Source organism: Pseudomonas sp. IT-P2, from assembly GCF_949767575.1.
In the GTDB taxonomy this organism is placed as follows: domain Bacteria; phylum Pseudomonadota; class Gammaproteobacteria; order Pseudomonadales; family Pseudomonadaceae; genus Aquipseudomonas; species Aquipseudomonas pharyngis.
In genome coordinates this window covers 445,988-470,498 of sequence record NZ_CATKQA010000045.1, presented here as the reverse complement: position 1 = coordinate 470,498, position 24,511 = coordinate 445,988, and the positions used below count along the sequence as shown (strand labels likewise).

The following is a 24,511-nucleotide window of genomic DNA, read 5'->3' as shown; positions in this document are numbered from 1 at the left end:
TCAAAGGATTGCGTGATAGCCGCGGAGTGCCTGGACTGATTTAACCAGGCCTTGTCGTTGCAGTAGATCAAGAAAAGGTTCGACGTCCATGGCAGGCATTTTCAGCTGCCGACGCTGCTTTTGGGCCGCAGCAACCACTGCTGCCGGATCAAGCCCCAAGAGGTTGTCGACGAACTCGTCCGGATGCTGCGCCTCGATGCCGAAAGGCTCTAGCGTTTTGCAGGGAAAGTCTTTCTGGTTGAAGGTCACTATCACACTTGCGCCGCAGCGGATGGCCGCCGCCAGAACATGGCGATCATCGCAGTCGGGCAAGGTGAGGCCGGCAATCAGGTCTTCATAGTCATGGACACAGGCGTCGGGTATCGCTTGATCCATCAGGCCGGACGTACGATCCAGCTGTTCCATCGTCAGGTCAGGACGGTTCTTCAACAGATTGCGTTTCCATTCGCAGTGAATCTCCTGGGTCCATCGCGCCCGAAATCGCCCCGAGAGGGCAAGCCACATGAGGAAGTCTCTCAAGGGGGCAGGGTACAAGACGCATGCATCATATAAAGCGGTAAAAGAGGAATGCCTCACTCGTATCCTGTCCTTAACGCCTGAGCTTGCTCTGCGAGAAGCGCCATTGCCTGCTCGCTGGCGGTGGTGCGCCGGGTCTTATAGTCCATCAGATCGGCAAAACGCACACGTCGGTGCTTGCCTGTTTTGTGGTAGGACAACTCGCCGCTTTCCAGCAGTTTTATGAGGTGTGGACGTGAGACGTTGAGGAGGTCGGCGGCTTCCTGGGTCGTCAATTCGGCATGCACCGGTACGACCTGCACCGCGTTGCCGGCTGCCAGTTCCGCCAGAATGTCGATCAGCAAGCGCAGGGCCGAGGTGGGCAGTTCGACGCGATGAGCTTCGTTCTGCTCGTCGAAAATCTGGATGTGCTGAGTCTCGAAATGGGTCGCGAGGTATGCCGCCAGGGCACGCTGCCCTTCAATGGCGGCTTTTACTTCGCGTTCTACGGGGAGGCTGATGGAGGGATGAATAACGGTCGACATGGCGAGTCCGGCTTTGGAAATGAGGAATGCCGGAACGTTATTCGAAATAAGCGAAAATCGCAATAAACGAAACGAGTAGGGGTTTTATGGCTTTTCGCCAACAACCCCTGCACATATTCAACGAACGCCCGCGCCTTGACACTGGCCAGCCTACCCGTCGGAAACACCGCCGACAGGTAGTCAAAACATCCTGCAAAACAACCAACGTTGTGTCACAACCTTCCGCAGGCTACTAAAGGTATCTCTAGAGTTACTTTAATGGGCGAGGCAATTTCACAATGCAATACCCAATCTGCATCGAGTGGGGTGACGAGAACACCGCCATCGGGATTCAGATCCCCGATATTCCCGGCGCGATTACTGCCGGGGATACGTTTGAGGATGCCTACAACGCGGCCGTCGAGATTGCCCATATCATGCTGCAGGAAATCGCGGCGGATGGGGATTCGATTCCGATGCCGACCTCGGCGGCGACCCATCGCAACAACCCGGAATTCGCCGACATGGGCTGGGGCATGCTGGAGCTGGACATCTCGCCGTACATGGGCAAGACCGAAAAGGTCAACGTGACGTTGCCGGGCTATGTCATCCAGCGCATTGACCGCTATGTGCGTGAGCACAATGTCAAAAGCCGCTCTTCTTTTCTGGCGGATGCCGCCATGGAAAAGCTGGTCCGGCATTGAACCTCGAGCCCTGTCGGATCAGCGATCCGACAGGGCTTTTCAGGTTCTAGGCCGTTGCCAGAACGGTCTTCTGCGAAGCACTCAAAAACCGCACCAGCGCCAGCAGCGGGAACGCGCTGCCAACAATCACGATCCACAACCAGCCGCCATGCTCGTACACCGCACTGGCTACCGACGAGCCGAAGGCGCCGCCGACGAAGATGCTGGTCATGTACAGCGCGTTGAGGCGGCCGCGGCTTTTGGCGTCAAGGGAGTAGACCGCGCGCTGGCCGAGCACCATGTTCATCTGTACGCAGAAGTCGAGCACCACACCGGTCACGGCCAGGCCGATCACGCTGTAGGCCGGGTGGATGAAGGCGGGCAGGAAGCTCAGACTGGCGAACAGCATGGCCAGCAACGAGGCGACGCGGGTGTGGCCGGCGTCGGCCAGGCGTCCGCTGATCGGGGCGGCGATGGCACCGATTGCGCCGACCAGGGCGAAGATCGCGATTTCACTCTGGGACAGGCCATGGTTGCGCGCCAGTTCCAGCGGCACGGCGGTCCAGAACAGGCTGAACGTGGCGAACATGCAGGCCTGGTAAAACGCCCGCTGACGCAGCACCGGTTGTTTGCGCAGCAGCGTCCACAACGAACCCAGCAACTGGCCGTAGGAGGCGCTGTGATCCGGCTGGCGCTTGGGCACAGTCAGCGCCAAAACCACGCTGATCGCTGCCATCAAGCCTGCCGCGATCATGAACATCGCCCGCCAGCCCAGATGGTCGGCGACCACGCTCGACACTGGCCGCGCCAGCAGAATCCCCAGCAGCAGACCGCCCATGATCCCGCCGACCACCCGGCCACGGGATTCCTCCGGCGCCAAGTGCGCCGCCAATGGAATCAACACCTGCACCGACACCGAACTGAAACCCACCAGCAACGAAATCAGCAGGAATACATTCGGCTGATCGGTAAACGCCGCGCCGAGCAGGCTGGCGATCGCCACCACGGTGGTGATGATCATCAACCGGCGGTTTTCCAGCAGATCCGCCAGTGGCACCAGGAAGAACAGGCCCAGCGCATAGCCGATCTGGGTCAGCGACACGATGAAGCTGGCCATGGTGTCGCTCAGACCGATATCCGGCGCGATCAGGCCGATGATCGGCTGGGCGTAGTAGATGTTGGCAACGATGGCGCCGCAGCAGAAAGCGAACAGCAGCACCATGCCTCGGGTCATTGTGTGAGTTGTGGCGGTCATAGGGTTTCTCGATCCAGCGAAAAGGAATGCGGTGAGGCTAAGGGACGGGCCGAGCCGGCAGTAGAGGCTTCTGATCGATATCAGTTATTCCGTTGCGGAACAGGTGGCGCCGAACAATCCATTGTTCATCGGCGAACCTTGCGTCCGACCGTTGAGCGTCGATGATACATTCACTTACATCTTGTTCGATAGCGTGCTTATGTTGTGACCGGGTTTCAACATTCATCAACGGAGGATTGCGATGTTTCGTCAGTTGCTTCGCCACACCACAACCATTGTCCTGATCAGTCTGCTCGGCGCCACTGCTGTGCAGGCCGCCGAAGCGCCCGGCATGCGCATGGGTGTGCGCGGCGAGATCACCGGGGTCAGTGCCGACTCGCTCAAGGTTCACGTCAACACGGGTGAAAACGTAGTGGTCCAGTTGACCCCGGACACCAAGGTCCGCGCGGTCACCCTGGCCAATATCGAAGACATCAAGCCCGGCAGCTACATCGGTTCGGCGGCCATTCCCCAGGAGGATGGCACGCTCAAGGCGCTGGAGGTTCACGTGTTCCCGCCGGAGCTGGCCGGCAGCGGCGATGGTCATCGGCCGTTCGACCTGGCCAAGGGCAGCAGCATGACCAATGGCAGCGTCGGCGATCTGGTGGTGAGCAACGGCCGGGTGCTGACCGTGAACTACAAGGGCGGCCAGCAGAAGATTCTGGTGCCGGAGGATGTGCCGATCGTCAACCTGACGCCGGGTGATCGCAGCCTGCTCAAGGTCGGGGTGAAGATCGTCACCTTCGTGACCCAGAGCGCGGACGGCACGCTGACCGCGCAATCGATCTCGGCGGGCAAGGATGGCGTCAAGCCGCCGATGTAAACGCCCACAAAAAAGGCAACCTCTGCAGGTCGCCTTTTTCATGTCAGCTCACGCCTTACTGGCCGTTGTAGATCTGGTCGAAGACTCCGCCATCGTTGAAGTGGGTCTTCTGCACGGTGCGCCAGTCGCCGAAGGTCTTCTCGACCGACAGGAAGTCGACTTTCGGGAAACGGTCGGTGTACTTGGCCAGTACCGCCGGGTCACGTGGACGCAGGTAGTTGGCGGCCGCGATTTCCTGACCTTGCGGCGACCACAGGTACTTCAGGTATTCCTCGGCCGCGGCACGGGAGCCTTTCTTCTCGACCACTTTGTCGACCACCGACACCGGCGGCTCGGCTTCGGCGGAGACGCTCGGGTAGATGACTTCGAACTGGTCGCGGCCGAACTCGCGGGCGATCATTTCGGCTTCGTTTTCGAAGGTCACCAGCACGTCGCCGATCTGGTTGGTCATGAACGTGGTGGTCGCGGCGCGGCCACCGGTATCCAGCACCGGCGCCTGCTTGAACAGCTTGCCGACGAAGTCTTTCGCCTTGTTCTCGTCACCGCCGTTTTTCAGCACGTAGCCCCAGGCGGACAGGTAGGTGTAGCGGCCGTTGCCCGAGGTTTTCGGGTTCGGCACGATCACCTGCACGCCGTCCTTGAGCAGGTCCGGCCAGTCTTTCAGGGCTTTCGGGTTGCCTTTGCGCACGATGAACACGGTGGCCGAGGTGAATGGCGCGCTGTTGTTCGGCAGACGGGTGACCCAGTCTTTCGGTACCAGTTGGCCGTTGTCGGCCAGGGCGTTGATGTCGGTGGCCATGTTCATGGTGATGACGTCAGCCGGCAGGCCGTCGATGACCGAACGGGCTTGCTTGCTCGAACCGCCGAAAGACATCTGTACGGTGATGGCTTCCTTGTGCTCGGCCTGCCAGTGTTTCTGGAACGCAGTGTTGTAGTCCTTGTAGAAATCGCGCATCACGTCGTAGGACACGTTGAGCAGGGTCGGTGCAGCCTGAGCCACGCTGCCGAAGGCAAGACCAGCGGCGAGAAGTGAGGCGCCAAAGAGTTTTTTCACTGCGCATTCCTTGTTCTGTAGGGGGTGTTTTTTACAAAGATGAGGCCATTTGCCAGCGACTATAGCGGGGCGCGCATAGTCGTTTAAAGATTAAAAAGAACTTTGCTTATTCTATTTTCTTGAATAACGGATTACCGCATCGCGAACAGAATGCCGCGCCGCTTTCATGGCTCTTTTTCTGGCAAACCGGGCAGTCGTGTTGCAACTGTTCACCACGCATCGCATTGGCCAGTTCGGCGGTGAAGATTCCGGTGGGTACCGCGATGATCGAGTAACCAGTGATCATCACCAGCGACGAAATCACCTGGCCCAATGGAGTCTTCGGCACGATGTCGCCGAAGCCGACGGTGGTCAGGGTCACGATAGCCCAATAGATACCCTTGGGAATGCTGGTGAAACCGTGTTCCGGGCCTTCGATCACGTACATCAACGTGCCGAAGACCGTCACCAGTGTGCAGACGCTCACCAGAAACACCACGATCTTCTGCTTGCTGCCACGCAGCGCCGACATCAGGTAGTTGGCTTGCTTGAGGTACGGACTGAGTTTGAGGACGCGGAAAATTCGCAGCATCCGGATGATCCGGATAATCAGCAAGTACTGCGCATCGCTGTAGTACAGCGCGAGGATGCCCGGCACGATCGCCAGCAGATCCACCAATCCGTAAAAACTGAAGGCATAGCGCAACGGTTTGGGCGAGCAGTAAAGACGCAGAATGTACTCGCCGGCGAAGATGATGGTGAACCCCCACTCGATATACGCCAGCACATCGGCGTAATTGCGGTGAACGCTGTCGATGCTGTCGAGCATCACGATCACCAGGCTGGCGAGAATGATCAACAGCAGGATGCCGTCGAAACGTCGCCCGGCGGGGGTGTCGCTCTGGAAAATCATGACGTAAAGCTGTTCACGCCAGTGCTGGTTACTGTCCATGGATCACGCCTGAATCAAAGATCAGCGCAGCCTAGGTTGATTCTCCCCGCGAGCGCAAGGCGCGCCGCTGATCTGCGGTTGTTGCATCAGGCGAATGCCGGTGCGCAGCAGCCAGCAGGCAAGAATGAACGGTGCCGTGAGAGTCGCCAGACCCAGCGCACTGAACAGCGGCGTCAGCAGCAGCGCCAGGCCGATGCCGAACAGCGGCAGCCACGGTTGCTGGCGCTGGGTGCTGAAGGCGAGGGCGGCGAGGACGGCGTTGTAACCACCCAGACCCAGCAACGCGATTTGGCTGTCATGGTGCAACAGGCTGGAACCCAGACCGATTGCCGACGCCAGCAGCGCCCAGGCAAAGGCCCGGCGATCGGCAATCAACAAACCGGCAGCGATCAATCCACCGGCCAACGGATGGTCGAGGAACATCACCTGACCGAAGCCTTTCAGGGCGGCACCGAGCAGGTTCACGGTATTGAGTTCAAGCGCCGGTGCGGCGGATAAAGGCTCGGCGAAACACAGGAACACCCAGCTCAACAATACGAACGGCGCAGTGTAGGCGGGCAGGTATTCGGTGAGGCGTGCACGTTTGAGCCACTGCTGCGTGATCATCGCGCTCAGGCCACCGGCCGCCAGAATCAGCGGCGGCAGCATCGGCGACCAGGGGAAATACAGGCTCAGCAACAGGCCGACCAGCACGCCGTTGTAGCTGAACAGTCCGGCCTGACGATCCGCCTTGGCGTAGTTGCGCCGTTGCGCGGTGAGCAATCCGGCGACCGCGCCCAGCAGCGCGCCGGCGAACAGCACCGGCGCGGTAAATAAAATGGCCAAAAGGCACAGGAGTCCACACAGCGGATGGCGCTGGAGGAAGATTTGACTGAAGCCGTTGAGCAAAGCCTCGGCCCAGTCAGGGCAGTGGGTGTTGAAATGATTGGCAGGCATGGCAGTTCTAAAAAGTCAGTACTGATCGTTCCCACGTCGAACCGTCTGCGTGGGAATGCCTCAAAGGACGCTCTGCGTCTGCTCTTGGGACGCGGAGCGTCCCGGGCTGCATTCCCACGCGGAGCGTGGGAACGATCTTGGTCAGTGGTTAAATCAATGTTTCGATCCGCAGCGAATTCGTCGACCCCGGCTGCCCGAACGGCACACCCGCGGTGATCAGCAACGTATCGCCACGCTCGGCCATTCCTTGCGCCTGAGCGATTTCCAGCGCGGTCGAGCACACCTCATCCACCTGACGCAGGCGATCATTGACCACCGAATGAATGCCCCACGCCACGCTCAAGCGGCGGGCGGTCTGCAGGTTCGGCGTCAGGTTGAGGATCGGCGCTTTCGGCCGCTCCCGCGCTGCACGCAGGCTCGATGTTCCGGATTCGCTGTAGTTGACCAACACCGCCACCGGCAGCACGTTGCTGATCCGGCGGATCGCACAACTGATCGCATCGGACACGGTCGCTTCGGCTTTCGGCCGGCTGACGTCGAGTTGGGTCTGGTAGTCCGGACCGTTCTCCACCTGGCGGATGATCTTGCTCATCATCTGCACGGCTTCCAGCGGGTACTCGCCGGACGCGGTTTCCGCCGACAGCATCACCGCATCGGCGCCTTCGGCCACGGCGTTGGCGACGTCGGTGACTTCGGCGCGGGTCGGCGCCGGGGAGAAGCGCATCGACTCGAGCATCTGCGTCGCCACCACCACTGGTTTGCCGAGCTGGCGGCAAGTGGTGATGATGTTCTTCTGGATTTGCGGCACGCTCTCGGCCGGCACTTCCACGCCCAGGTCACCGCGAGCCACCATGATCGCGTCGCTCAGTTCGGCGATCTCGCGCAGTTGCTCGACGGCCGACGGCTTCTCGATTTTCGCCATCAGGAACGCCTTGTCGCCGATCAGCGCGCGGGCCTCGAGGATGTCTTGCGGACGCTGCACGAACGACAGCGCGACCCAGTCCACACCCAGCTCCAGACCGAAGCTCAGGTCGCGGCGATCCTTGGTGGTCAGTGGGCTCAGGTCGAGCACCGCTTGCGGCACGTTAACGCCTTTGCGATCCGACAGTTCGCCGCCATTGAGCACGGTGGTGTCGATCGCGTCGGTGTATTTGGTCACGACCCGCAGGCGCAGTTTGCCGTCATCGAGCAGCAGGTCCATGCCGGCTTCCAGCGCGGCGATGATCTCCGGATGCGGCAGGTTCACCCGGCGTTCGTCGCCCGGTGTCGTGTCCAGATCGAGGCGGAACGCCTGGCCGCGATGCAGTTGCACCTTGCCGTCAGCGAACTTGCCGACCCGCAGTTTCGGCCCCTGCAGGTCCATCAGGATCCCGAGCGGATAGTTGAGCTGGCGCTCGACTTCGCGGATCCACTGATAGCGCTTGGCGTGGTCGGCGTGATCGCCGTGGCTGAAGTTGAGGCGGAAGATATTGACCCCGGCCTCGACCAGCTCGCGGATGTCTTCGATGCCGTCGACGGCAGGCCCGAGGGTGGCGAGGATTTTGACCTTTTTATCAGGCGTCATGATTTAGAGCTCTCGAGGATCAGGATGGCGCGGAAGTCGTTGACGTTGGTGCGGGTCGGCTCGGTAACGATCAGCGCATCGAGCGCCGCGAAGTAGCCGTAACCGTTGTTGTTATCCAGCTCGTCGCTGGCGCTCAGGCCCAGAGCGGCGGCGCGGGCGTAGCTGTCCGGGGTCATGATTGCGCCGGCGTTGTCTTCCGAGCCGTCGATGCCGTCGGTGTCACCGGCCAGCGCATAGACGCCCGGCTGGCCCTTGAGGCTGTCGGTGAGGCTGAGGAGGAATTCGGCGTTGCGTCCGCCACGGCCATTGCCGCGCACGGTCACGGTGGTTTCGCCGCCGGAGAGGATCACGCACGGCGCTGCCAGTGGCTGGCCGTGATGGATGATCTGGCGCGCGATGCCGGCGTGGACTTTCGCCACTTCGCGGGATTCGCCTTCCAGGTCGCCGAGGATCAGCGTGCTGAAACCGGCCTGACGGCATTTCACCGCTGCCGCATCCAGCGATTGCTGAGGGCGGGCGATCAACTGGAAGTGACTGCGGGCGAGGCTCGGATCACCGGGTTTGACGGTTTCCGATTCCGGGCTTTGCAGCCAGCTGCGTACGGACGCCGGAATCTCGATGCCGTAGCGCTTGATGATGGCCAGCGCTTCGGCGCTGGTGCTCGGGTCGGCCACGGTCGGGCCGGAGGCGATGACCGTGGCGAGGTCGCCCGGTACATCGGAAATCGCGTAGGTATAAACAGTCGCCGGCCAGCAGGCTTTGCCCAGGCGTCCGCCCTTGATCGCCGAGAGGTGCTTGCGCACGCAGTTCATCTCGCCGATGGTCGCGCCGGATTTGAGCAGGGCTTTGTTGATCGACTGCTTGTCGGCCAGGGTGATGCCTTCGGCCGGCAGCGCCAGCAGGGCAGAGCCGCCGCCGGACAACAGGAAGATCACGCGGTCGTCTTCAGTCAGGTTGCTGACCAGTTCCAGCACGCGTTTGGCCACGGCCAGACCGGCAGCGTCCGGCACCGGGTGCGCGGCTTCGACCACTTCGATTTTTTCGCACGGGGCGCCGTGACCGTAGCGGGTCACCACAAGGCCCGAGACTTCACCTTCCCAGCAGCGCTCGACCACTTGCGCCATGGCAGCGGCAGCCTTGCCGGCGCCGATAACGATCACGCGACCGGTGCGATCGGCCGGCAGATGCGCTTCGAGGACCTGGTTCGGATGGGCCGCGTCGATGGCTGTGGCAAACAGCTCGCGCAGCAGTTGTTGCGGATCGACCGACATGGCGGGCTCCCATTCTTATTGTTCTTGGTTAGTGCGGGTGATCGTTCCCACGCTCTGCGTGGGAATGCCTCAATGGACGCTCTGCGTCCGCTTCGGCAGGGACGCGGAGCGTCCCGGGCTGCATTCCCACGCAAACGGTTCGACGCCTCGACGTGGGAACGAGCGACGGGGCAGGGCTTACTTCTTGTCGCGAATCGAGAAGTTGGCCATGTGTTCCAGGCCCTTGATCAGCGCCGAGTGGTCCCAGTTGCTGCCACCGATGGCCGCGCAGGTGCTGAACACTTGCTGGGCGTTGGCGGTGTTCGGCAGGTTTATATTCAGCTCCTTGGCGCCTTGCAGGGCCAGGTTCAGGTCCTTCTGGTGCAGGCTGATGCGGAAGCCCGGATCGAAGGTGCCCTTGATCATGCGCTCGCCGTGCACTTCGAGGATCTTCGAGGAAGCGAAACCGCCCATCAGCGCTTCACGCACCTTGGCCGGATCGGCACCGTTTTTCGAAGCGAACAGCAGGGCTTCGGCCACGGCCTGAATGTTCAGGGCAACGATGATCTGGTTCGCAACCTTGGCGGTCTGACCGTCGCCATTGCCACCGACCAGGGTGATGTTCTTGCCCATGGCCTGGAACAGCGGCAGTGCGCGTTCGAAGGCATCGGCGTCGCCACCGACCATGATGCTCAGGGTCGCGGCCTTGGCGCCGACTTCACCACCGGACACCGGAGCGTCGAGGTACTGCGCGCCTTTCTCGTTGATCTTCGCGGCGAAAGCCTTGGTGGCGGTCGGCGAGATCGAACTCATGTCGATCACGACCTTGCCTTTGCCGATGCCGGCAGCGACGCCGTCGGCGCGGAACAGCACGTCGTCGACCTGCGGGGTATCCGGCACCATGACGATGATGAATTCAGCTTCCTGAGCCACTTCTTTCGGGTTGGCCAGGGCGACGGCGCCAGCGGCGACCAGGTCGGCAGGGGCGGCGTCGTGGTGCGCCGACAGGAACAGGCTGTGACCGGCTTTCTGCAGGTTCGCCGCCATTGGGTGGCCCATGATGCCGGTGCCGATGAATCCGATTTTAGCCATGAGAAAATCCTCTTTTTATTCTGATGCTGCAATGCAGTCTGGGAGACGCAGCAGATTCATTGTGGGAGCTGGCTTGCCAGCGATGGCGGTGGGTCAGGCAACATATCTGTTGTGTGTGCCAACGCCATCGCGGGCAAGCCCGCTCCCACAGGGTTTTGTGGTGTTCGTTCAGATCGCGTTGTGGGTCTTCAGCCAGCCGAGGCCCGCTTCCGTGGTGGTCAGCGGTTTGTACTCACAGCCGACCCAGCCCTGATAACCGATGCGATCGAGGTGTTCGAACAGGAAGCGGTAGTTGATCTCGCCAGTGCCCGGCTCGTTGCGGCCCGGGTTGTCGGCCAGCTGCACATGGTTGATCTCGGCCAGGTGCGATTGCAGGGTGCGGGCCAGATCGCCTTCCATGATTTGCATGTGATAGATGTCGTATTGCAGGAACAGATTGGCGCTGCCGACCTGCTCGCGAATCGACAGGGCCTGCGCCGTGTTGTTCAGGTAGAAACCCGGGATGTCGCGGGTGTTGATCGCTTCCATCACCAGTTTGATGCCGACGGCTTGCAGCTTGTCGGCGGCGTACTTGAGGTTGGCGACGAAGGTCTTTTCAACGGTGGCATCGTCCACGCCCTGCGGACGGATACCGGCCAGGCAGTTGACCTGGGTGTTGCCCAGAACCTGCGCGTAGGCAATGGCCAGATCGACCCCGGCACGGAACTCTTCGACCCGGTCCGGCAGGCACGCGATACCGCGCTCGCCCTTGGCCCAGTCACCGGCCGGCAGGTTGAAAAGCACTTGGGTCAGACCGTTGGCGTCGAGTCTGGCCTTGATTTCGGCAGAACTGAAATCGTACGGGAACAGATACTCGACACCGCTGAAGCCGGCCTTGGCGGCGGCGTCGAAACGGGCAAGGAAATCCTGTTCGGTGAACAGCATGGACAGGTTGGCTGCGAAACGCGGCATGGTGGTCTCCCGTTCTAGATTCTCGTTCCCACGCTCTGCGTGGGAATGCCTCTATGGACGCTCTGCGTCCGCTTTGGGACGCAGAGCGTCCCCGGCTGCATTCCCACGCAGACGGTTCGACGCCTCGACGTGGGAACGATCAAGCAAAAGCAGTTAATCGAGCAGCGAAATCGCCGTTGGCGCATCGTTGCCGACCAGCGCCAGGTCTTCGAATTCGTTGACGGCGTTGATCTCGGTCCCCATGGAGATGTTGGTCACACGCTCCAGAATGATCTCGACGATCACCGGCACCTTGAACTCTTCGATCAGCTCTTCGGCCTTGCGCAGGGCAGGGGCGATGTCAGCCGGTTCGAACACACGCAGTGCCTTGCAGCCAAGGCCTTCGGCGACTGCGACGTGGTCGACACCATAACCGTTGAGTTCCGGCGCGTTCAGGTTATCGAAGGACAGCTGCACGCAGTAGTCCATATCGAACCCGCGCTGGGCCTGACGGATCAGTCCCAGATACGAGTTGTTCACCACGACGTGGATGTACGGCAGTTTGAACTGAGCGCCGACCGCCAGTTCTTCGATCATGAACTGGAAGTCATAGTCCCCCGACAGGGCCACGACTTTACGGTTCGGATCGGCCTTCACCACGCCCAGCGCTGCCGGAATGGTCCAGCCCAACGGGCCGGCCTGACCGCAGTTGATCCAGTGACGCGGCTTGTAGACGTGCAGGAACTGCGCGCCGGCAATCTGCGACAGACCAATGGTGCTGACGTAGCAGGTGTCCTTGCCGAACACCTGGTTCATTTCTTCGTAGACGCGCTGCGGCTTGACCGGCACGTTGTCGAAGTGGGTCTTTCGTTGCAGGCTGGCCTTGCGCTGCTGGCAGTCCTGCAGCCAGGCACTGCGGTTTTTCAGTTTGCCGGCGGCTTGCCATTCACGGGCGACTTCGATGAACACGGTCAGAGCGGCAGCGGCGTCGGACACGATGCCCAGGTCCGGGGTGAACACGCGGCCGATCTGGGTCGGTTCGATGTCGACGTGAATGAACTTGCGGCCTTCGGTGTAAACGTCGACCGAGCCGGTATGACGGTTCGCCCAGCGGTTGCCGACGCCCAGTACCACGTCGGATTTGAGCAGGGTGGCGTTGCCGTAGCGGTGCGAAGTCTGCAGACCGACCATGCCGACCATCAGCGGGTGATCGTCAGGAATGGTGCCCCAGCCCATCAGGGTCGGGATGACCGGAATGCCGGTCAGCTCGGCGAACTCGACCAGCAGCTCGCTGGCATCGGCGTTGATGATGCCGCCGCCGGCGACCAGCAATGGACGCTCGGCCTGATCGAGCATCGCCAGGGCTTTTTCGACTTGCACGCGGGTCGCGCTCGGCTTGGCCAGCGGCAGTGGCTGGTAGGCGTCGATGTCGAATTCGATTTCAGCCATCTGCACGTCGAACGGCAGGTCGATCAGCACCGGGCCCGGACGGCCGGAGCGCATTTCGTAGAAGGCTTTCTGGAAGGCGTAAGGCACCTGGCCCGGCTCCAGAACGGTGGTCGCCCACTTGGTCACCGGCTTGACGATGCTGGTGATGTCGACGGCCTGGAAGTCTTCCTTGTGCATACGGGCGCGGGGGGCTTGCCCGGTGATGCAGAGGATCGGGATCGAGTCCGCGGAGGCGCTGTACAGACCGGTGACCATGTCAGTACCGGCCGGGCCGGAAGTACCGATGCACACGCCGATGTTGCCGGCCTTGGTGCGGGTGTAGCCCTCGGCCATGTGCGAGGCGCCTTCAACGTGGCGAGCGAGGACGTGATCGATGCCACCGACTTTCTGCAGGGCGGAGTACAGCGGGTTGATTGCAGCGCCTGGAATGCCAAAAGCGGTATCAACCCCTTCACGGCGCATCACCAGAACGGCGGCTTCGATTGCTCTCATTTTGCTCATGGTTTTGTGCCTCTTTACGTTTTGTAATTGTATACAAGTGGCTTTGCGCAGAGTGTATTCACGGCGGACGGCGCAGGTCAATCCATTTTCTCAAGCGCCTGTTTCATTCGTCGGAAGCCTGTTCTGCTGTGGCTTTTCGTCGCATGAGGCGCTTTTCGATAATTATTGTATACAAAAAAATTATTCATTGTGTTCTATTTGTTGCATCGGGCTGTGGCACTCGCGCGCAGTCCAACGACTTTCCCAATAACAAAATGAGGACGGCACCATGAGCGCTTTAACCTTGAAAGTCGCAGTCAAGCTGGTCAACGAAGCCATCAATGCAGGGCGGGCGATCTCCGCTGCGCCGCTGACCATCGCAGTACTGGATACCGGCGGCCATCTGGTCACCCTGCAACGCGAAGACGGCGCCAGCCTGCTGCGCCCGAACATCGCCATCGGCAAAGCCTGGGGCGCCATCGCCCTGGGCAAGGGCTCACGCCTGCTGGCGCTGGACGCGCAACAACGCCCGGCGTTCATCGCCGCGCTCAACAGCATGGGGCAGGGCAGCGTCGTGCCGGCACCGGGCGGTGTGTTGATTCGTGATCAGGCGGGCAACGTACTGGGTGCGATCGGCATCAGCGGCGATCTGTCGGACATCGATGAGCAGGTCGCAATCAAGGCCGTGGAGGCCGTGGACCTGCGGGCGGATGCGGGGGTGGCAGCCTGAGTGGCTAAAACCGGATAGTCGCTGAAACGCGCAAGCCCGCCCTCACAGGATCATGTGAGGGCGGGCTTGTTTGTGTCTGGAGGTGCGGACTTCAGTCCGGCTCGCAGCCCTTGAGCACCAACCGGATGATGGTTTGTGCTGCCGCTTCATAGTCGGCTTCGTCGAGCTTGTCCTTGCCGGTTACGGCGGAGATCTGCCAGTCGAAGTCGGCGTAGGTCTGGGTCGCGGCCCAGATGCTGAACATCAGGTGGTTGGGGTCGATCGGGGCGATCTGGCCGCGGTCGATCCAGGTCTGGATGCAGTCGATGTTGTGCTTGGCCTGGCCGTTGAGCTGCTCGACCAGGTCGGCGCTCAGGTGCGGGGCGCCGTGCATGATTTCGCTGGCGAACACCTTGGAGGCGAAAGGCAGGTCGCGGGAGATGCGGATCTTCGAGCGGATGTAGCCGCTCAGCACTTCGCTCGGTACGCCGTCCGGATTGAACGGGGTCGAGGCCTGCAGGATCGGCACGATGATACTTTCCAGCACCTCGCGGTAGAGGTTTTCCTTGGACTTGAAGTAGTAATAGACGTTGGGCTTGGGCAGTCCTGCCTTGGCGGCGATGTCGCTGGTTTTGGTCGCAGCGAAGCCCTTGTCGGCAAACTCTTCACTGGCTGCACGCAGGATCAGTTCTTTGTTGCGCTCGCGGATTGTGCTCATAAACCCGGTGGTTCCTTGCCTGTTCTGGCGGTTGCGCATGGTAGCACCGGCCTCGCGCGGCGCTCAACAATGCCCCGTGTGGCCCGCAGTCGCGGTATGCTGCGCGGCATTATTCACATAAGGAAACATGATTCATGGCAGGAAGCAGTTTGCTGGTGCTGATCGACGACATCGCTACCGTTCTGGACGACGTTGCGTTGATGACCAAAATGGCTGCCAAGAAGACCGCCGGCGTGCTCGGCGACGACTTGGCGCTCAACGCCCAGCAAGTCTCCGGCGTACGCGCGGAGCGGGAAATCCCGGTGGTCTGGGCGGTGGCCAAGGGCTCGTTCGTCAACAAACTGATCCTGGTGCCCTCGGCGCTGGCGATCAGTGCGTTCGTGCCGTGGCTGGTGACGCCGCTGCTGATGGTCGGCGGCGCCTACCTGTGTTTCGAGGGTTTCGAAAAGCTCGCGCACAAGTTCCTGCACAGCAAGGCCGAAGACGAGGCCGAGCATGCGCAACTGGTCGACGCCGTGGCCGATCCTGCCACCGATCTGGTGGCGTACGAGAAGGATAAGATCAAGGGCGCGATCCGCACCGACTTCATCCTCTCGGCGGAAATCATCGCCATCACCCTCGGCACCGTGGCCGATGCTTCGCTGACCCAGCAAGTGATCGTGATGTCGGGCATCGCCATTGTCATGACCGTGGGCGTTTACGGCCTGGTGGCCGGTATCGTCAAACTCGATGACCTCGGTCTGTGGCTGACTCAGAAACCCGGGCAGATGGCCAAAAGTATCGGCAACGGCATCCTGCGCGCTGCGCCGTACATGATGAAAAGCCTGTCGGTAATCGGCACGGCGGCGATGTTTCTGGTCGGTGGCGGCATCCTGACCCACGGTGTGCCGGTGGTGCATCACTGGATCGAAAGCGTCGGCGCAGCGGCCGGTGGCGCCGGGTTTGTGGTGCCGATGCTGTTGAATGGCGTGGCAGGGATCATCGCGGGTGCGGTGGTGCTGGCGGGCGTGTCCGTGATCGGTAAAGTCTGGAAAGCGCTGAAAGGCTAAATCCTGAGGCAAACAAAAAGGCCATTCGACTCGCATCGAATGGCCTTTTTTGTGGCTGGCGTTTTTACTCGGCGATCTGCAACTTGCGCGACTCGGTGTAGACGTAGCGCACCTTTTCGTACTCGAACGGCGAGTTCAGCTGACCGTAGCGGAAGCTGGTCTGGTAACGCTTGTCGACGCCACGCAGTACCCACACTTCCGGGTGGTTGGAGCTGACTTCCGAGACGTTGAGGAAGTTGATCGCGGACTCGGCGGTGTAGTCCACGGCCAGGCCTGCGGTGTCGCGCAGGTTCGACGGGCCGAGGATCGGCAGCACGAAGTAGGCGCCGCCCGGTACGCCGTAGAAGCCCAGGGTCTGGCCGAAGTCTTCGCTCTGGCGCGGCAGGCCCATGGCGGTGGCCGGGTCCCAGAGTCCGGCGATGCCGATGGTGGTGTTGAGCAGCAGGCGCGCGGTGGTTTCCATCGAGCGCTTGCCCTTGAACTGCAACAGGCTGTTGACCAGGTTCGGCACGTCGCCAATGTTGTTGAAGAAGTTGCTCACGCCGGTGCGCACGAAGCTGGGGGTGATGTAGCGATAGCCATCGACCACCGGCAGGAACACCCATTGGTCGAAGCGGTAGTTGAAGTGGTAGACGCGGCGGTTCCACTCTTCCAGCGGGTCATAGACGTTCAGCGCGCTGAGGGTCGAGCGCTCGAACTCGCGCTGATCCAGCCCCGGGTTGAACTTGAGTTTGGACAGCGGCTCCTTGAAACCGTCGCTGTCGATGACCACCGGTGCATTGGCTTTGCTGTTGTCGGCCTGGGCCATACCTGCACTGAGGAGCGCTGCAATCAGCAGGAGATATTTAGCCACGGAAGAACTCCAGCATGGCGTCGCTGTTGACGCGGTAGTTAAGGTTGCCGCAATGGCCGCCCAGCGGGTAAACGGTCAGGCGATCGCCGAAGGTCCGGCGCAGGAAACCGAGGTCGCCCGGGCCGAGGATCACGTCATCGGCGTTGTGCATGACGGCGATTTTCGGGCTGTCGTGCAGGTAATCCTTCAACGCATACAGGCTGACCTGATCGATCAGTTGCAGCAGGCTGCCGCCGTCGGTGCGGGCGCGCCACATCGGGATCACCTGTTCGGTGAGGTAGCAGTCGAAGTCGCATTGCAGCGCACGCTTGAGGAACGGCGTGAGGCTGGTGCCTTCGGTGATCGGGAATTTCGGCGGGGTGATCAGGCCGCGACGGTTGATCAGGTCCGAAGTGAACGCGATATCGGCCGCCGAGAAACGGAATGACGTGCCGATCAGCATCGCCATCTGCTCGTTGCTCAGGTGCTGCTTGGACTGCTGGAAGTCGTAGAGCAGCGCATCGTTGAGGTCGATGTAGCCCTTCTGCTGGAAGTAGCGGGTCAGTTTGTTCAGCACCAGTTCATAGAAGGTGGTGCTGTTGTTGATGCCCTTGACCTCGGTCTGCACCAGCTTGTCGAGGTTGGTGATCGAGGTGTAGAGGTTGACCGGTGGATTCAGCAGCAGGACTTTCTTGAAGTTGAAGCTGCGACGGGTTTCATCCAGATGCGCCACGAAGGCCGCGTCCAGGGCGCCGAGGCTGTAGCCGCTGAGGTAATAGTCGGTGACCGGCAGTTTCGGGTTTTGCGCCCGTACGGCCTGCATCACCCGGTACATGTCTTCGGCGTCTTCCTTGGTCACGCCGGGGGTGGCGAAACGCGAGGCGGCGCTCATGAAGTCGAAGCTGGTCGGCGATGACAGCTGCACGACGTGGTAGCCGGCCTTGTAATAAAGCTTCTTCAGGTACTCGTTGAGCGTGCTGTCGTAGCGCGCGCCGGTGCCGGCGATCAGGAAGATCAGCGGCGCGGCCTTGTCCTGAGTGGCGATGCGGTAGGTGAGTTTTTTCACCGGCCAGAAATTGTCCGGCAGGATGAATTCGCGCTCGGGACGCAGGGTGATGCTGCGATCGGCCTGATCGATGTCGTCGTCCAGTGGCAGTTCCGGGCGCAAGTCCGGCGGCGTGGTGGCGATGGTCGCCTCGAACGGATTGGTCAGGGGATAGCCATAGCTGGCGGCGTCGATATCCACCGCCAGCGCGGACGCACTCAGAATAAGGCCGCCAAACAGGGCGGCGAAGCGCAAGGAACGGAGCATGACTGGATCCCTTAGAGGAAGGTGCCGAATGAAGTTCGCAGGCTATGACCACCGGGTTTGCGTCAAAGTGCCATGCCACGGCACCAAACTGACAGAATTCGGAGTAATAGTAGCCGGACGATACACTTTGCAAGGAAGGAATGACCAGTTAAGAGTTGTTAGTCCTTGCGTATGCGCGGCGGCAGATTAAGCTGGCCGCCGATTTCGTCGATTGGAGTGTTCCATGTCCCGCCGCTTGCCCGTGATTCTGCTGCTCGTTCTGTTGCCGTTGTGGCTGGCTGCCAGTTATGGCGCGCGTTATGGCTTCATGGAGGATGCGCAGTGGGTGGGCATCTGCGTGGATGAGGCGAGCCGCTGGGAATGCTCGGTGCGCTCGAACCTGGGCCTGCTGATTCATTTCCAGCTGCTGGGCTGGGCGGCGGTCGCTGCAGCCGTGCTCGGTTTTGTCGTGCCGGGCCGGGCAGGGTGGTGGCTGGCGGTGCTGGCGCTGGTGTTCGGGTTGCCGGCGCTGGCGCTGTACAACACGACGCTGGCGGTGTTTGCGGTGGTGATTGCCGGGTTGCGACTGGTTAGAGAGTCTCGCGGCGTCTGACAGTCAGCCATCGCTGGCAAGCCAGCTCCCACACTTGATCCATGTAGATGCAGAACCTGTGGCAGACAGGAATTCTGTGGGAGCTGGCTTGCCAGCGAAGAGGCCGGTTCAGCCTCTGAAGATCAGCCCTTGCGAACCCGCAGGCAGCGCCACAACGCAGTCACCATCAACACGCTGACCAGCGCCCAACCCCACGCCTGCTGATTCTGCAATCCTTCACGGAACAGCTGCGGCGCAATGCCTGCGCCGATGATGAAGGTCAGCAGGGCGATCTCCCGACGGGCCACGCTGACCGGGCGGCACAGGTAAACCAGCGCCGGCAGAATGAAGGCCATGCTCGGAAAACTGCGATAGCGCGGATCGAACACCAGCTCGAGCATCATCACGGCAGCGGCGAAACCGGCCGCCGCCACCAGCCAGCCGGCCCGTCGCTCGAAAGCGTTGAACGCCTGTTCACGCCAGCCATTGCGGGCGCTCAAGGTCAGCGCGGCATGGGCCAGCACCAACAGATTCAGGATCGTCAGCAAGCCGACCCACAGCCATTCGCTGGCAAACCGCGTGGTCACCCGCGCCAGATCGCCCCAGGCGCCAATCGAGCAGGCGGCGAGGGCGCCGAGCAGCGGCAGGATCAGCGCCGAGCGCGTCGTACGAACCCGACCGCCCAGCAGCAATGTGCCGAGGAAGATCGCTCCGCCGACCGCCAGCCACTGGGACCAGTACGGCACATTCGACACCGGCCCGGCCAACACGCCCTTGTCCTGGCGATCCGCATCGAACAGCCCCCAGTAACCGCCGACCGCGCCTTCGCTGCCGCGCTTCCACGGCTGATCAAACGCTTCGATCAGGTTGTAACGCCAGCCTTCCTGTTCGGCGAGGGTGACAAATCCACGAATGAACTTGGCCTCGTTGACCCGGCTCGGCAGGGCGGTCTCACGCTGGCGGCCTTCGCTCGGCCAGCCGGTTTCGCCGATCATCACGTCTTTGGGCGCGAACTTGTTGCCGAACACCTGACGCACTTGCGCCACATGATGCAGCGCGGCGTCGATGTTCGACGGATCGTCTTCCCAGTACGGCAGCAAATGAATGGTCAGGAAATCCACCGCCGGCGCGACTTCCGGGTGCTTGAGCCAGAACTCCCAGACATCGGCGTAGGTCACCGGCTGCTTGATGTGGCCCTTGACCTTGTTGATCAGCTTCACCAATTGGGTCGCGGTGACCTCTTTACGGAGCAAGGCTTCGTTGCCGACGATCACCGCGCTGACCACGTCCGGGTTGACATTGGCCGAGGCGATCAGCAAGTCGACTTCCTTCTCGGTGTCGACCGGATTGCTGTTGACCCACGCGCCGATCATCAACTTCAAACCATGTTTGCGCGCCAGATCCGGCAGCGCTTCGAGGCCGGTCATCGAGTAGGTGCGAATGCATTCGAAGCGGGTGGCGAGCAGGGCGAGATCGGCGTCCATGCGCTCCGGGCGCAGTTTGAACGGCACGTCGAACGGCGACTGGTCTTTATCGAACGGGGTGTAGGAGGCGCATTGCAACTTGTGGGTCGGGGTGGCGACGTCCGGCAGGATCACCGGTTTGCCGAGGCCGTACCAGAAACCGCACAGGGCAAACAGCCCGAGCAGGCAGGCGAACAGATAGGGAAGAAAGGGGAAACGGGAAGTTGCGGACATGGTCAGGCCGAGTGGCTGCAAAGCGACGCATGTTACCTGCATTTATAAGCAGGTTGGTGGCCCGCACGATTTTGACATGCAAAGTTCGGGCGGATTGTCTGGCGCCAAATATCCGGAGGCAGTTAATGGCTTTCTGATGTCGTTTCTCGTTGCTTCGAGGTCGCTGGCAGAGCAGGTCTTAACGGGCGTCAGGTTGATGATCGGACTCATCAGTACTCCGCTGATGTTCGAACGAGTTCGCGAACGGGCGTGATGGGGGCGCCGAGCACCATAACAACACGTTGACGATGCCCGGCATCCGTCGGGCGCAGCATTTCGGGGAAGTAACGATGAAGATGCGACGACTTTTAGGCGCAGGTGCCGCTCTGGTATTTGCGATGGGTTCCACTTTCGCCAGCGCTGAAAAACAGACCCTGAACATCGGTTACGTTGACGGCTGGTCCGACAGCGTCGCGACCACCCACGTGGCGGCCGAAGTGATCAAGCAGAAACTCGGCTACGACGTGAAACTGCAGGCCGTCGCCACCGGCATCATGTGGCAGGGCGTTGCCACCGGCAAACTCGACGCCATGCTCTCGGCCTGGCTGCCCGTGACTCACGGCGAATACTGGACCAAGAACAAGGATCAGGTCGTCGATTACGGCCCGAACTTCAAGGACGCGAAAATCGGTCTGATCGTGCCGGAGTACGTCAAGGCCAAGACCATCGAAGACCTGAAAACCGACGACTCCTTCAAGAAGCGCATCGTCGGCATCGACGCCGGTTCAGGCGTTATGCTCAAGACCGATCAGGCGATCAAGGATTACGACCTGACGGGGTATCAACTCAAGGCCAGTTCCGGCGCCGGCATGATTGCCGAGCTGACCCGTGCCGAGAAGAAAAACGAATCCATCGCCGTTACCGGCTGGGTGCCGCACTGGATGTTCGCCAAGTGGAAACTGCGCTTCCTCGACGACCCGAAAGGCGTGTACGGCGCGGCTGAAACCGTGAACAGCATCGGCAGCAAGGAGCTGGCGACCAAGGCGCCTGAAGTGGCCAAGTTCCTGAAGAACTTCCAGTGGGCTTCGAAAGACGAAATCGGCGAAGTCATGCTGGCGATTCAGGACGGTGCAAAACCTGACGCAGCGGCCAAGGATTGGGTTGCCAAGCACCCTGAGCGTGTTGCCGACTGGACCAAGTGATTTAAGCCGAAGCGTCTAATCTGCGCTTCCCAGGGCCGCCCGACATGACAGTCGGGCGGCCTTTTTTGTTTGTCCTCTATTAATAGGCAGGCGTGGGCGTTTTCGGCTGGTCTGGAAATTGGCAAAAACGTCATGGCGTTCTACTACTAAGGTCGTCTGGAACCCGGCTCGCAGCCGCATACAGTGGATACGTTCCAAAAATAAAAATCTGTGCTGCGAGGATAAAAACAATGAACGACAGCATTTACCTCTCGATTCAGAACAGCCCGCGCTTCAAGGAGCTGGTCAAGAAAAGAGAAAGGTTCGCCTGGATACTCTCGGCGATCATGCTCGGGCTCTACTCCGGCTTCATCCTTCTGATCGCGTACGGGCCGCAAGTGCTCGGCACGAAAATCAGTCCCGAATCATCCATCACCTGGGGCATCCCGATCGGTGTCGGACTGATTGTCTCGGCCTTCATCCTGACCGGCATTTATGTGCGCCGCGCCAATGGCGAGTTCGACGACCTGAACAACGCGATTCTCAAGGAGGCTCAGCAATGATCCGGCGTCTACTGGCTCTTTTGAGCATCGCAGCGTTTGCTCCAGCCGTCTGGGCCGCTGACGCCCTGACCGGCGAAGTCCACAAACAACCGCTCAACGTTTCCGCGATCGTCATGTTCGTGGCGTTCGTTGGCGCAACCCTGTGCATCACTTACTGGGCGTCCAAGCGCAACAACTCGGCGGCCGACTACTACGCGGCGGGCGGCAAGATCACCGGGTTCCAGAACGGTCTGGCGATTGCCGGTGACTACATGTCGGCGGCTTCCTTCCTGGGGATTTCCGCGCTGGTGTTCACCTCCGGCTACGACGGCCTGATCTACTCGATCGGCTTCCTGGTGGGCTGGCCGATCATTCTGTTCCTGATCGCTGAGCGTCTGCGTAACCTGGGCAAATACACCTTTGCCGACGTGGCGTCCTACCGCCTCGGGCAAACCCAGATTCGCACGCTGTCTGCCTGCGGTTCGCTGGTGGTGGTGGCGTTCTACCTGATCGCGCAAATGGTCGGTGCCGGCAAGCTGATCCAGCTGCTGTTCGGTCTCGACTACCACGTTGCGGTGATCCTGGTCGGTATCCTGATGTGCATGTACGTGCTGTTCGGCGGCATGCTGGCGACCACCTGGGTACAGATCATCAAGGCGGTGCTGTTGCTGTCCGGTGCCTCGTTCATGGCGCTGATGGTGATGAAGCACGTCAACTTCGACTTCAACACCCTGTTCTCCGAAGCGATCAAGGTTCACGCCAAGGGCGAAGCGATCATGAGCCCGGGCGGTCTGGTCAAAGATCCGATCTCGGCGTTCTCCCTGGGTCTGGCACTGATGTTCGGTACCGCCGGCCTGCCGCACATCCTGATGCGCTTCTTCACTGTCAGCGACGCGAAAGAAGCCCGTAAGAGCGTGCTGTACGCAACCGGTTTCATTGGCTACTTCTACATCCTGACCTTCATCATCGGCTTCGGCGCGATCCTGCTGGTCAGCACCAATCCGGCCTTTAAAGATGCAGCCGGCGCTCTGCTCGGCGGCAACAACATGGCGGCGGTGCACCTGGCCAACGCCGTGGGCGGCAGCGTGTTCCTCGGCTTCATCTCGGCGGTGGCGTTCGCGACCATTCTGGCAGTAGTGGCCGGCCTGACCCTGGCCGGTGCTTCGGCGGTTTCTCACGACCTGTACGCCAGCGTGATCAAGAAGGGCAAGGCCAACGAGAAGGATGAAATCCGCGTTTCGAAGATCACCACCATCGCGCTGGGCGTTCTGGCCATCGGCCTGGGCATCCTGTTCGAAAGCCAGAACATTGCGTTCATGGTGGGTCTGGCGTTCTCCATCGCGGCGAGCTGCAACTTCCCGGTGCTGCTGCTTTCGATGTACTGGAAGAAGCTGACCACCCGTGGCGCCATGATTGGCGGCTGGCTGGGTCTGGTGAGTGCGGTGGGTCTGATGATTCTTGGCCCGACCATCTGGGTGCAGATTCTGCATCACGAGAAGGCGATCTTCCCTTATGAGTATCCGGCGTTGTTCTCGATGATCATTGCGTTTATCGGGATCTGGTTCTTCTCGATCACCGATAAGTCGGTGGCGGCAGAGAACGAGCGTGCGGCGTTCTTCCCGCAGTTTGTGCGTTCGCAGACTGGGTTGGGGGCTAGTGGGGCGGTTTCGCACTGAGGCTTTTTGTGTAGGTTGATTTGAATTGAAAATGCCCTGGTCGAGAGATTGGGGCATTTTTTTTGTGGGCGGTTATCGGACTTTCTTGGGGGTGGTTTTGGTTTGTGTGTATATCCGTTGCTGCGGTAACGGCTTCTTGGGGTTCCGCCCTTACGGCGGGTCACTTTTGGCAAACGCCCCAAAAGTAACCAAAAGGTCTCTGCCCTGACGTACGGCCCCTCGCTGAGGCTCGGGGTTCCTTCGCTCCGGGATTGATCCGGGGGCATCGCCTACGGTTTGCTTCGCTGCACCTCCTCTCGATGCATGCGGCTGCGCCGCACGGTCGCTGCGCTCCCACCCCCGGATCAATCCCTCCACTCAGCCTGCCGACGGGCCCTGCGATCAAAAGCGGTACTCGAGCTAACGCTCATCGTGTTGAGTGGTGAGGGGCGGGTGTTCGGCTTTGGTTTTTTGGTGGATTCACCCCTCACCCCAGCCCTCTCCCCGAGGAGAGGGAGCCGATTTGTGGGCTTTTCAGAGTCTGAGTTCGACGCGGTATTTCATGTCGGCGCAATTCTCCCAAACAACTCGGTCGGTTCCCTCTCCCTACGGGCGGTCCGACGTTTCGGGAGGGCTAGGGTGAGGGGGGGGGGCTCTTGATCTGGCTTCTGCTCTGGCTCTGGCTTTTGATCTTTAGCCCCTTCGGCAGGCCGAGCGGAGGTGTCCATCAGGGGGTAGGCGCGCAGCGCCGTGCGGCGAAG

Annotated in this window: 23 protein-coding genes; 8 read left to right on the top strand and 15 right to left on the bottom strand. The window is 60.9% G+C overall.

All coding sequences use genetic code 11. The features are described from left to right. Together ACM6JM_RS23905 and ACM6JM_RS23900 are read right to left on the bottom strand one after the other, a co-directional pair. Positions 1 to 576: a PIN domain-containing protein gene (locus tag ACM6JM_RS23905; RefSeq protein ID WP_039769753.1), complete on the bottom strand. Its 576-nt coding sequence runs from the start codon at positions 574 to 576 to the stop codon at positions 1 to 3. Further along, a complete protein-coding gene (locus tag ACM6JM_RS23900; RefSeq protein ID WP_007959254.1) occupies positions 573 to 1,040 on the bottom strand; it encodes a helix-turn-helix domain-containing protein in 468 nt (155 codons plus the stop codon). The genes ACM6JM_RS23905 and ACM6JM_RS23900 overlap by 4 nt, the downstream gene beginning before the upstream one ends. 278 nt (positions 1,041 to 1,318) lie before the next feature. Here ACM6JM_RS23900 and ACM6JM_RS23895 point away from each other — a divergent pair, with 278 nt between their 5' ends. After that, on the top strand, positions 1,319 to 1,723 hold the full coding sequence (locus ACM6JM_RS23895; protein WP_011333093.1) for a type II toxin-antitoxin system HicB family antitoxin: 405 nt from the start codon (positions 1,319 to 1,321) through the stop codon (positions 1,721 to 1,723). A 46-nt stretch (positions 1,724 to 1,769) separates the two neighbouring features. Here ACM6JM_RS23895 and ACM6JM_RS23890 read toward each other — a convergent pair whose 3' ends face one another. Next, positions 1,770 to 2,957, bottom strand: coding sequence for an MFS transporter (locus ACM6JM_RS23890; RefSeq protein ID WP_414882613.1), 1,188 nt, complete (start codon positions 2,955 to 2,957; stop codon positions 1,770 to 1,772). A gap of 241 nt (positions 2,958 to 3,198) precedes the next feature. On the opposite strand from ACM6JM_RS23890, the gene ACM6JM_RS23885 reads away from it, so the two are divergent. Further along, positions 3,199 to 3,819, top strand: a complete 621-nt coding sequence (locus ACM6JM_RS23885; RefSeq protein ID WP_414882612.1) for a DUF5666 domain-containing protein — start codon at positions 3,199 to 3,201, stop codon at positions 3,817 to 3,819. Between the two features lie 55 nt (positions 3,820 to 3,874). Here the strand turns inward: ACM6JM_RS23885 and ACM6JM_RS23880 are convergent, their stop codons facing one another. The 8 genes from ACM6JM_RS23880 to gcl all read right to left on the bottom strand — a co-directional run bounded on the left by ACM6JM_RS23880 (position 3,875) and on the right by gcl (position 13,526). After that, the gene (locus ACM6JM_RS23880; RefSeq protein WP_414882611.1) at positions 3,875 to 4,873 is read right to left on the bottom strand and encodes a sulfate ABC transporter substrate-binding protein; all 999 of its coding nucleotides are present in this window, start codon (positions 4,871 to 4,873) and stop codon (positions 3,875 to 3,877) included. 106 nt (positions 4,874 to 4,979) lie between these two features. After that, positions 4,980 to 5,804 (bottom strand): ion transporter, encoded by an 825-nt coding sequence (locus ACM6JM_RS23875; RefSeq protein WP_414882610.1) that lies wholly within the window; start codon positions 5,802 to 5,804, stop codon positions 4,980 to 4,982. Between the two features lie 21 nt (positions 5,805 to 5,825). After that, positions 5,826 to 6,740, bottom strand: a complete 915-nt coding sequence (locus ACM6JM_RS23870; RefSeq protein ID WP_414882609.1) for an urea transporter — start codon at positions 6,738 to 6,740, stop codon at positions 5,826 to 5,828. A gap of 148 nt (positions 6,741 to 6,888) precedes the next feature. Further along, positions 6,889 to 8,304 carry a pyruvate kinase gene (pyk, locus tag ACM6JM_RS23865; protein WP_414882608.1) on the bottom strand — a complete coding sequence of 472 codons (1,416 nt, stop codon included), beginning with the start codon at positions 8,302 to 8,304 and terminating at the stop codon, positions 6,889 to 6,891. Further along, complete coding sequence (locus ACM6JM_RS23860; protein WP_064594446.1) at positions 8,301 to 9,575, bottom strand: glycerate kinase; 1,275 nt, start codon at positions 9,573 to 9,575, stop codon at positions 8,301 to 8,303. Before ACM6JM_RS23860 ends, pyk begins: the two co-directional genes overlap by 4 nt. Before the next feature lie 177 nt (positions 9,576 to 9,752). Beyond that, positions 9,753 to 10,646, bottom strand: a complete 894-nt coding sequence (locus ACM6JM_RS23855) for a 2-hydroxy-3-oxopropionate reductase (RefSeq protein ID WP_085648499.1) — start codon at positions 10,644 to 10,646, stop codon at positions 9,753 to 9,755. A 168-nt stretch (positions 10,647 to 10,814) separates the two neighbouring features. Further along, positions 10,815 to 11,597, bottom strand: a complete 783-nt coding sequence (gene hyi / locus ACM6JM_RS23850; RefSeq protein WP_011333102.1) for a hydroxypyruvate isomerase — start codon at positions 11,595 to 11,597, stop codon at positions 10,815 to 10,817. Positions 11,598 to 11,750: 153 nt separating this feature from the next. Continuing rightward, positions 11,751 to 13,526, bottom strand: a complete 1,776-nt coding sequence (gene gcl, locus ACM6JM_RS23845) for a glyoxylate carboligase (RefSeq protein ID WP_011333103.1) — start codon at positions 13,524 to 13,526, stop codon at positions 11,751 to 11,753. Positions 13,527 to 13,794: 268 nt separating this feature from the next. Between gcl and ACM6JM_RS23840 the strand changes: the two genes are divergently transcribed. Continuing rightward, the gene (locus ACM6JM_RS23840) at positions 13,795 to 14,235 is read left to right on the top strand and encodes a GlcG/HbpS family heme-binding protein (protein WP_414882607.1); all 441 of its coding nucleotides are present in this window, start codon (positions 13,795 to 13,797) and stop codon (positions 14,233 to 14,235) included. Between the two features lie 91 nt (positions 14,236 to 14,326). Here the strand turns inward: ACM6JM_RS23840 and ACM6JM_RS23835 are convergent, their stop codons facing one another. Further along, on the bottom strand, positions 14,327 to 14,932 hold the full coding sequence (locus ACM6JM_RS23835) for a TetR/AcrR family transcriptional regulator (RefSeq protein WP_007959290.1): 606 nt from the start codon (positions 14,930 to 14,932) through the stop codon (positions 14,327 to 14,329). Positions 14,933 to 15,066: 134 nt separating this feature from the next. Between ACM6JM_RS23835 and ACM6JM_RS23830 the strand changes: the two genes are divergently transcribed. Then, complete coding sequence (locus tag ACM6JM_RS23830) at positions 15,067 to 15,981, top strand: DUF808 domain-containing protein (protein WP_039769774.1); 915 nt, start codon at positions 15,067 to 15,069, stop codon at positions 15,979 to 15,981. Between the two features lie 64 nt (positions 15,982 to 16,045). Here the strand turns inward: ACM6JM_RS23830 and ACM6JM_RS23825 are convergent, their stop codons facing one another. Together ACM6JM_RS23825 and ACM6JM_RS23820 are read right to left on the bottom strand one after the other, a co-directional pair. Further along, the gene (locus tag ACM6JM_RS23825; protein ID WP_007959292.1) at positions 16,046 to 16,834 is read right to left on the bottom strand and encodes a VacJ family lipoprotein; all 789 of its coding nucleotides are present in this window, start codon (positions 16,832 to 16,834) and stop codon (positions 16,046 to 16,048) included. Next, complete coding sequence (locus ACM6JM_RS23820) at positions 16,827 to 18,125, bottom strand: serine/threonine protein kinase (RefSeq protein WP_039769776.1); 1,299 nt, start codon at positions 18,123 to 18,125, stop codon at positions 16,827 to 16,829. The genes ACM6JM_RS23825 and ACM6JM_RS23820 overlap by 8 nt, the downstream gene beginning before the upstream one ends. Before the next feature lie 223 nt (positions 18,126 to 18,348). Here ACM6JM_RS23820 and ACM6JM_RS23815 point away from each other — a divergent pair, with 223 nt between their 5' ends. Then, on the top strand, positions 18,349 to 18,717 hold the full coding sequence (locus tag ACM6JM_RS23815; RefSeq protein WP_085666692.1) for a hypothetical protein: 369 nt from the start codon (positions 18,349 to 18,351) through the stop codon (positions 18,715 to 18,717). Positions 18,718 to 18,839: 122 nt separating this feature from the next. Here ACM6JM_RS23815 and ACM6JM_RS23810 read toward each other — a convergent pair whose 3' ends face one another. Further along, the gene (locus ACM6JM_RS23810; protein ID WP_414882606.1) at positions 18,840 to 20,435 is read right to left on the bottom strand and encodes a beta (1-6) glucans synthase; all 1,596 of its coding nucleotides are present in this window, start codon (positions 20,433 to 20,435) and stop codon (positions 18,840 to 18,842) included. Between the two features lie 287 nt (positions 20,436 to 20,722). On the opposite strand from ACM6JM_RS23810, the gene ACM6JM_RS23805 reads away from it, so the two are divergent. From ACM6JM_RS23805 to ACM6JM_RS23795, 3 genes are all read left to right on the top strand, one after another. Continuing rightward, on the top strand, positions 20,723 to 21,574 hold the full coding sequence (locus ACM6JM_RS23805) for a glycine betaine ABC transporter substrate-binding protein (protein WP_039769782.1): 852 nt from the start codon (positions 20,723 to 20,725) through the stop codon (positions 21,572 to 21,574). A 230-nt stretch (positions 21,575 to 21,804) separates the two neighbouring features. Then, complete coding sequence (locus ACM6JM_RS23800; protein ID WP_011333111.1) at positions 21,805 to 22,116, top strand: DUF485 domain-containing protein; 312 nt, start codon at positions 21,805 to 21,807, stop codon at positions 22,114 to 22,116. Beyond that, on the top strand, positions 22,113 to 23,771 hold the full coding sequence (locus ACM6JM_RS23795; protein WP_074687559.1) for a cation acetate symporter: 1,659 nt from the start codon (positions 22,113 to 22,115) through the stop codon (positions 23,769 to 23,771). The genes ACM6JM_RS23800 and ACM6JM_RS23795 overlap by 4 nt, the downstream gene beginning before the upstream one ends. Positions 23,772 to 24,511 lie beyond the last annotated feature (740 nt).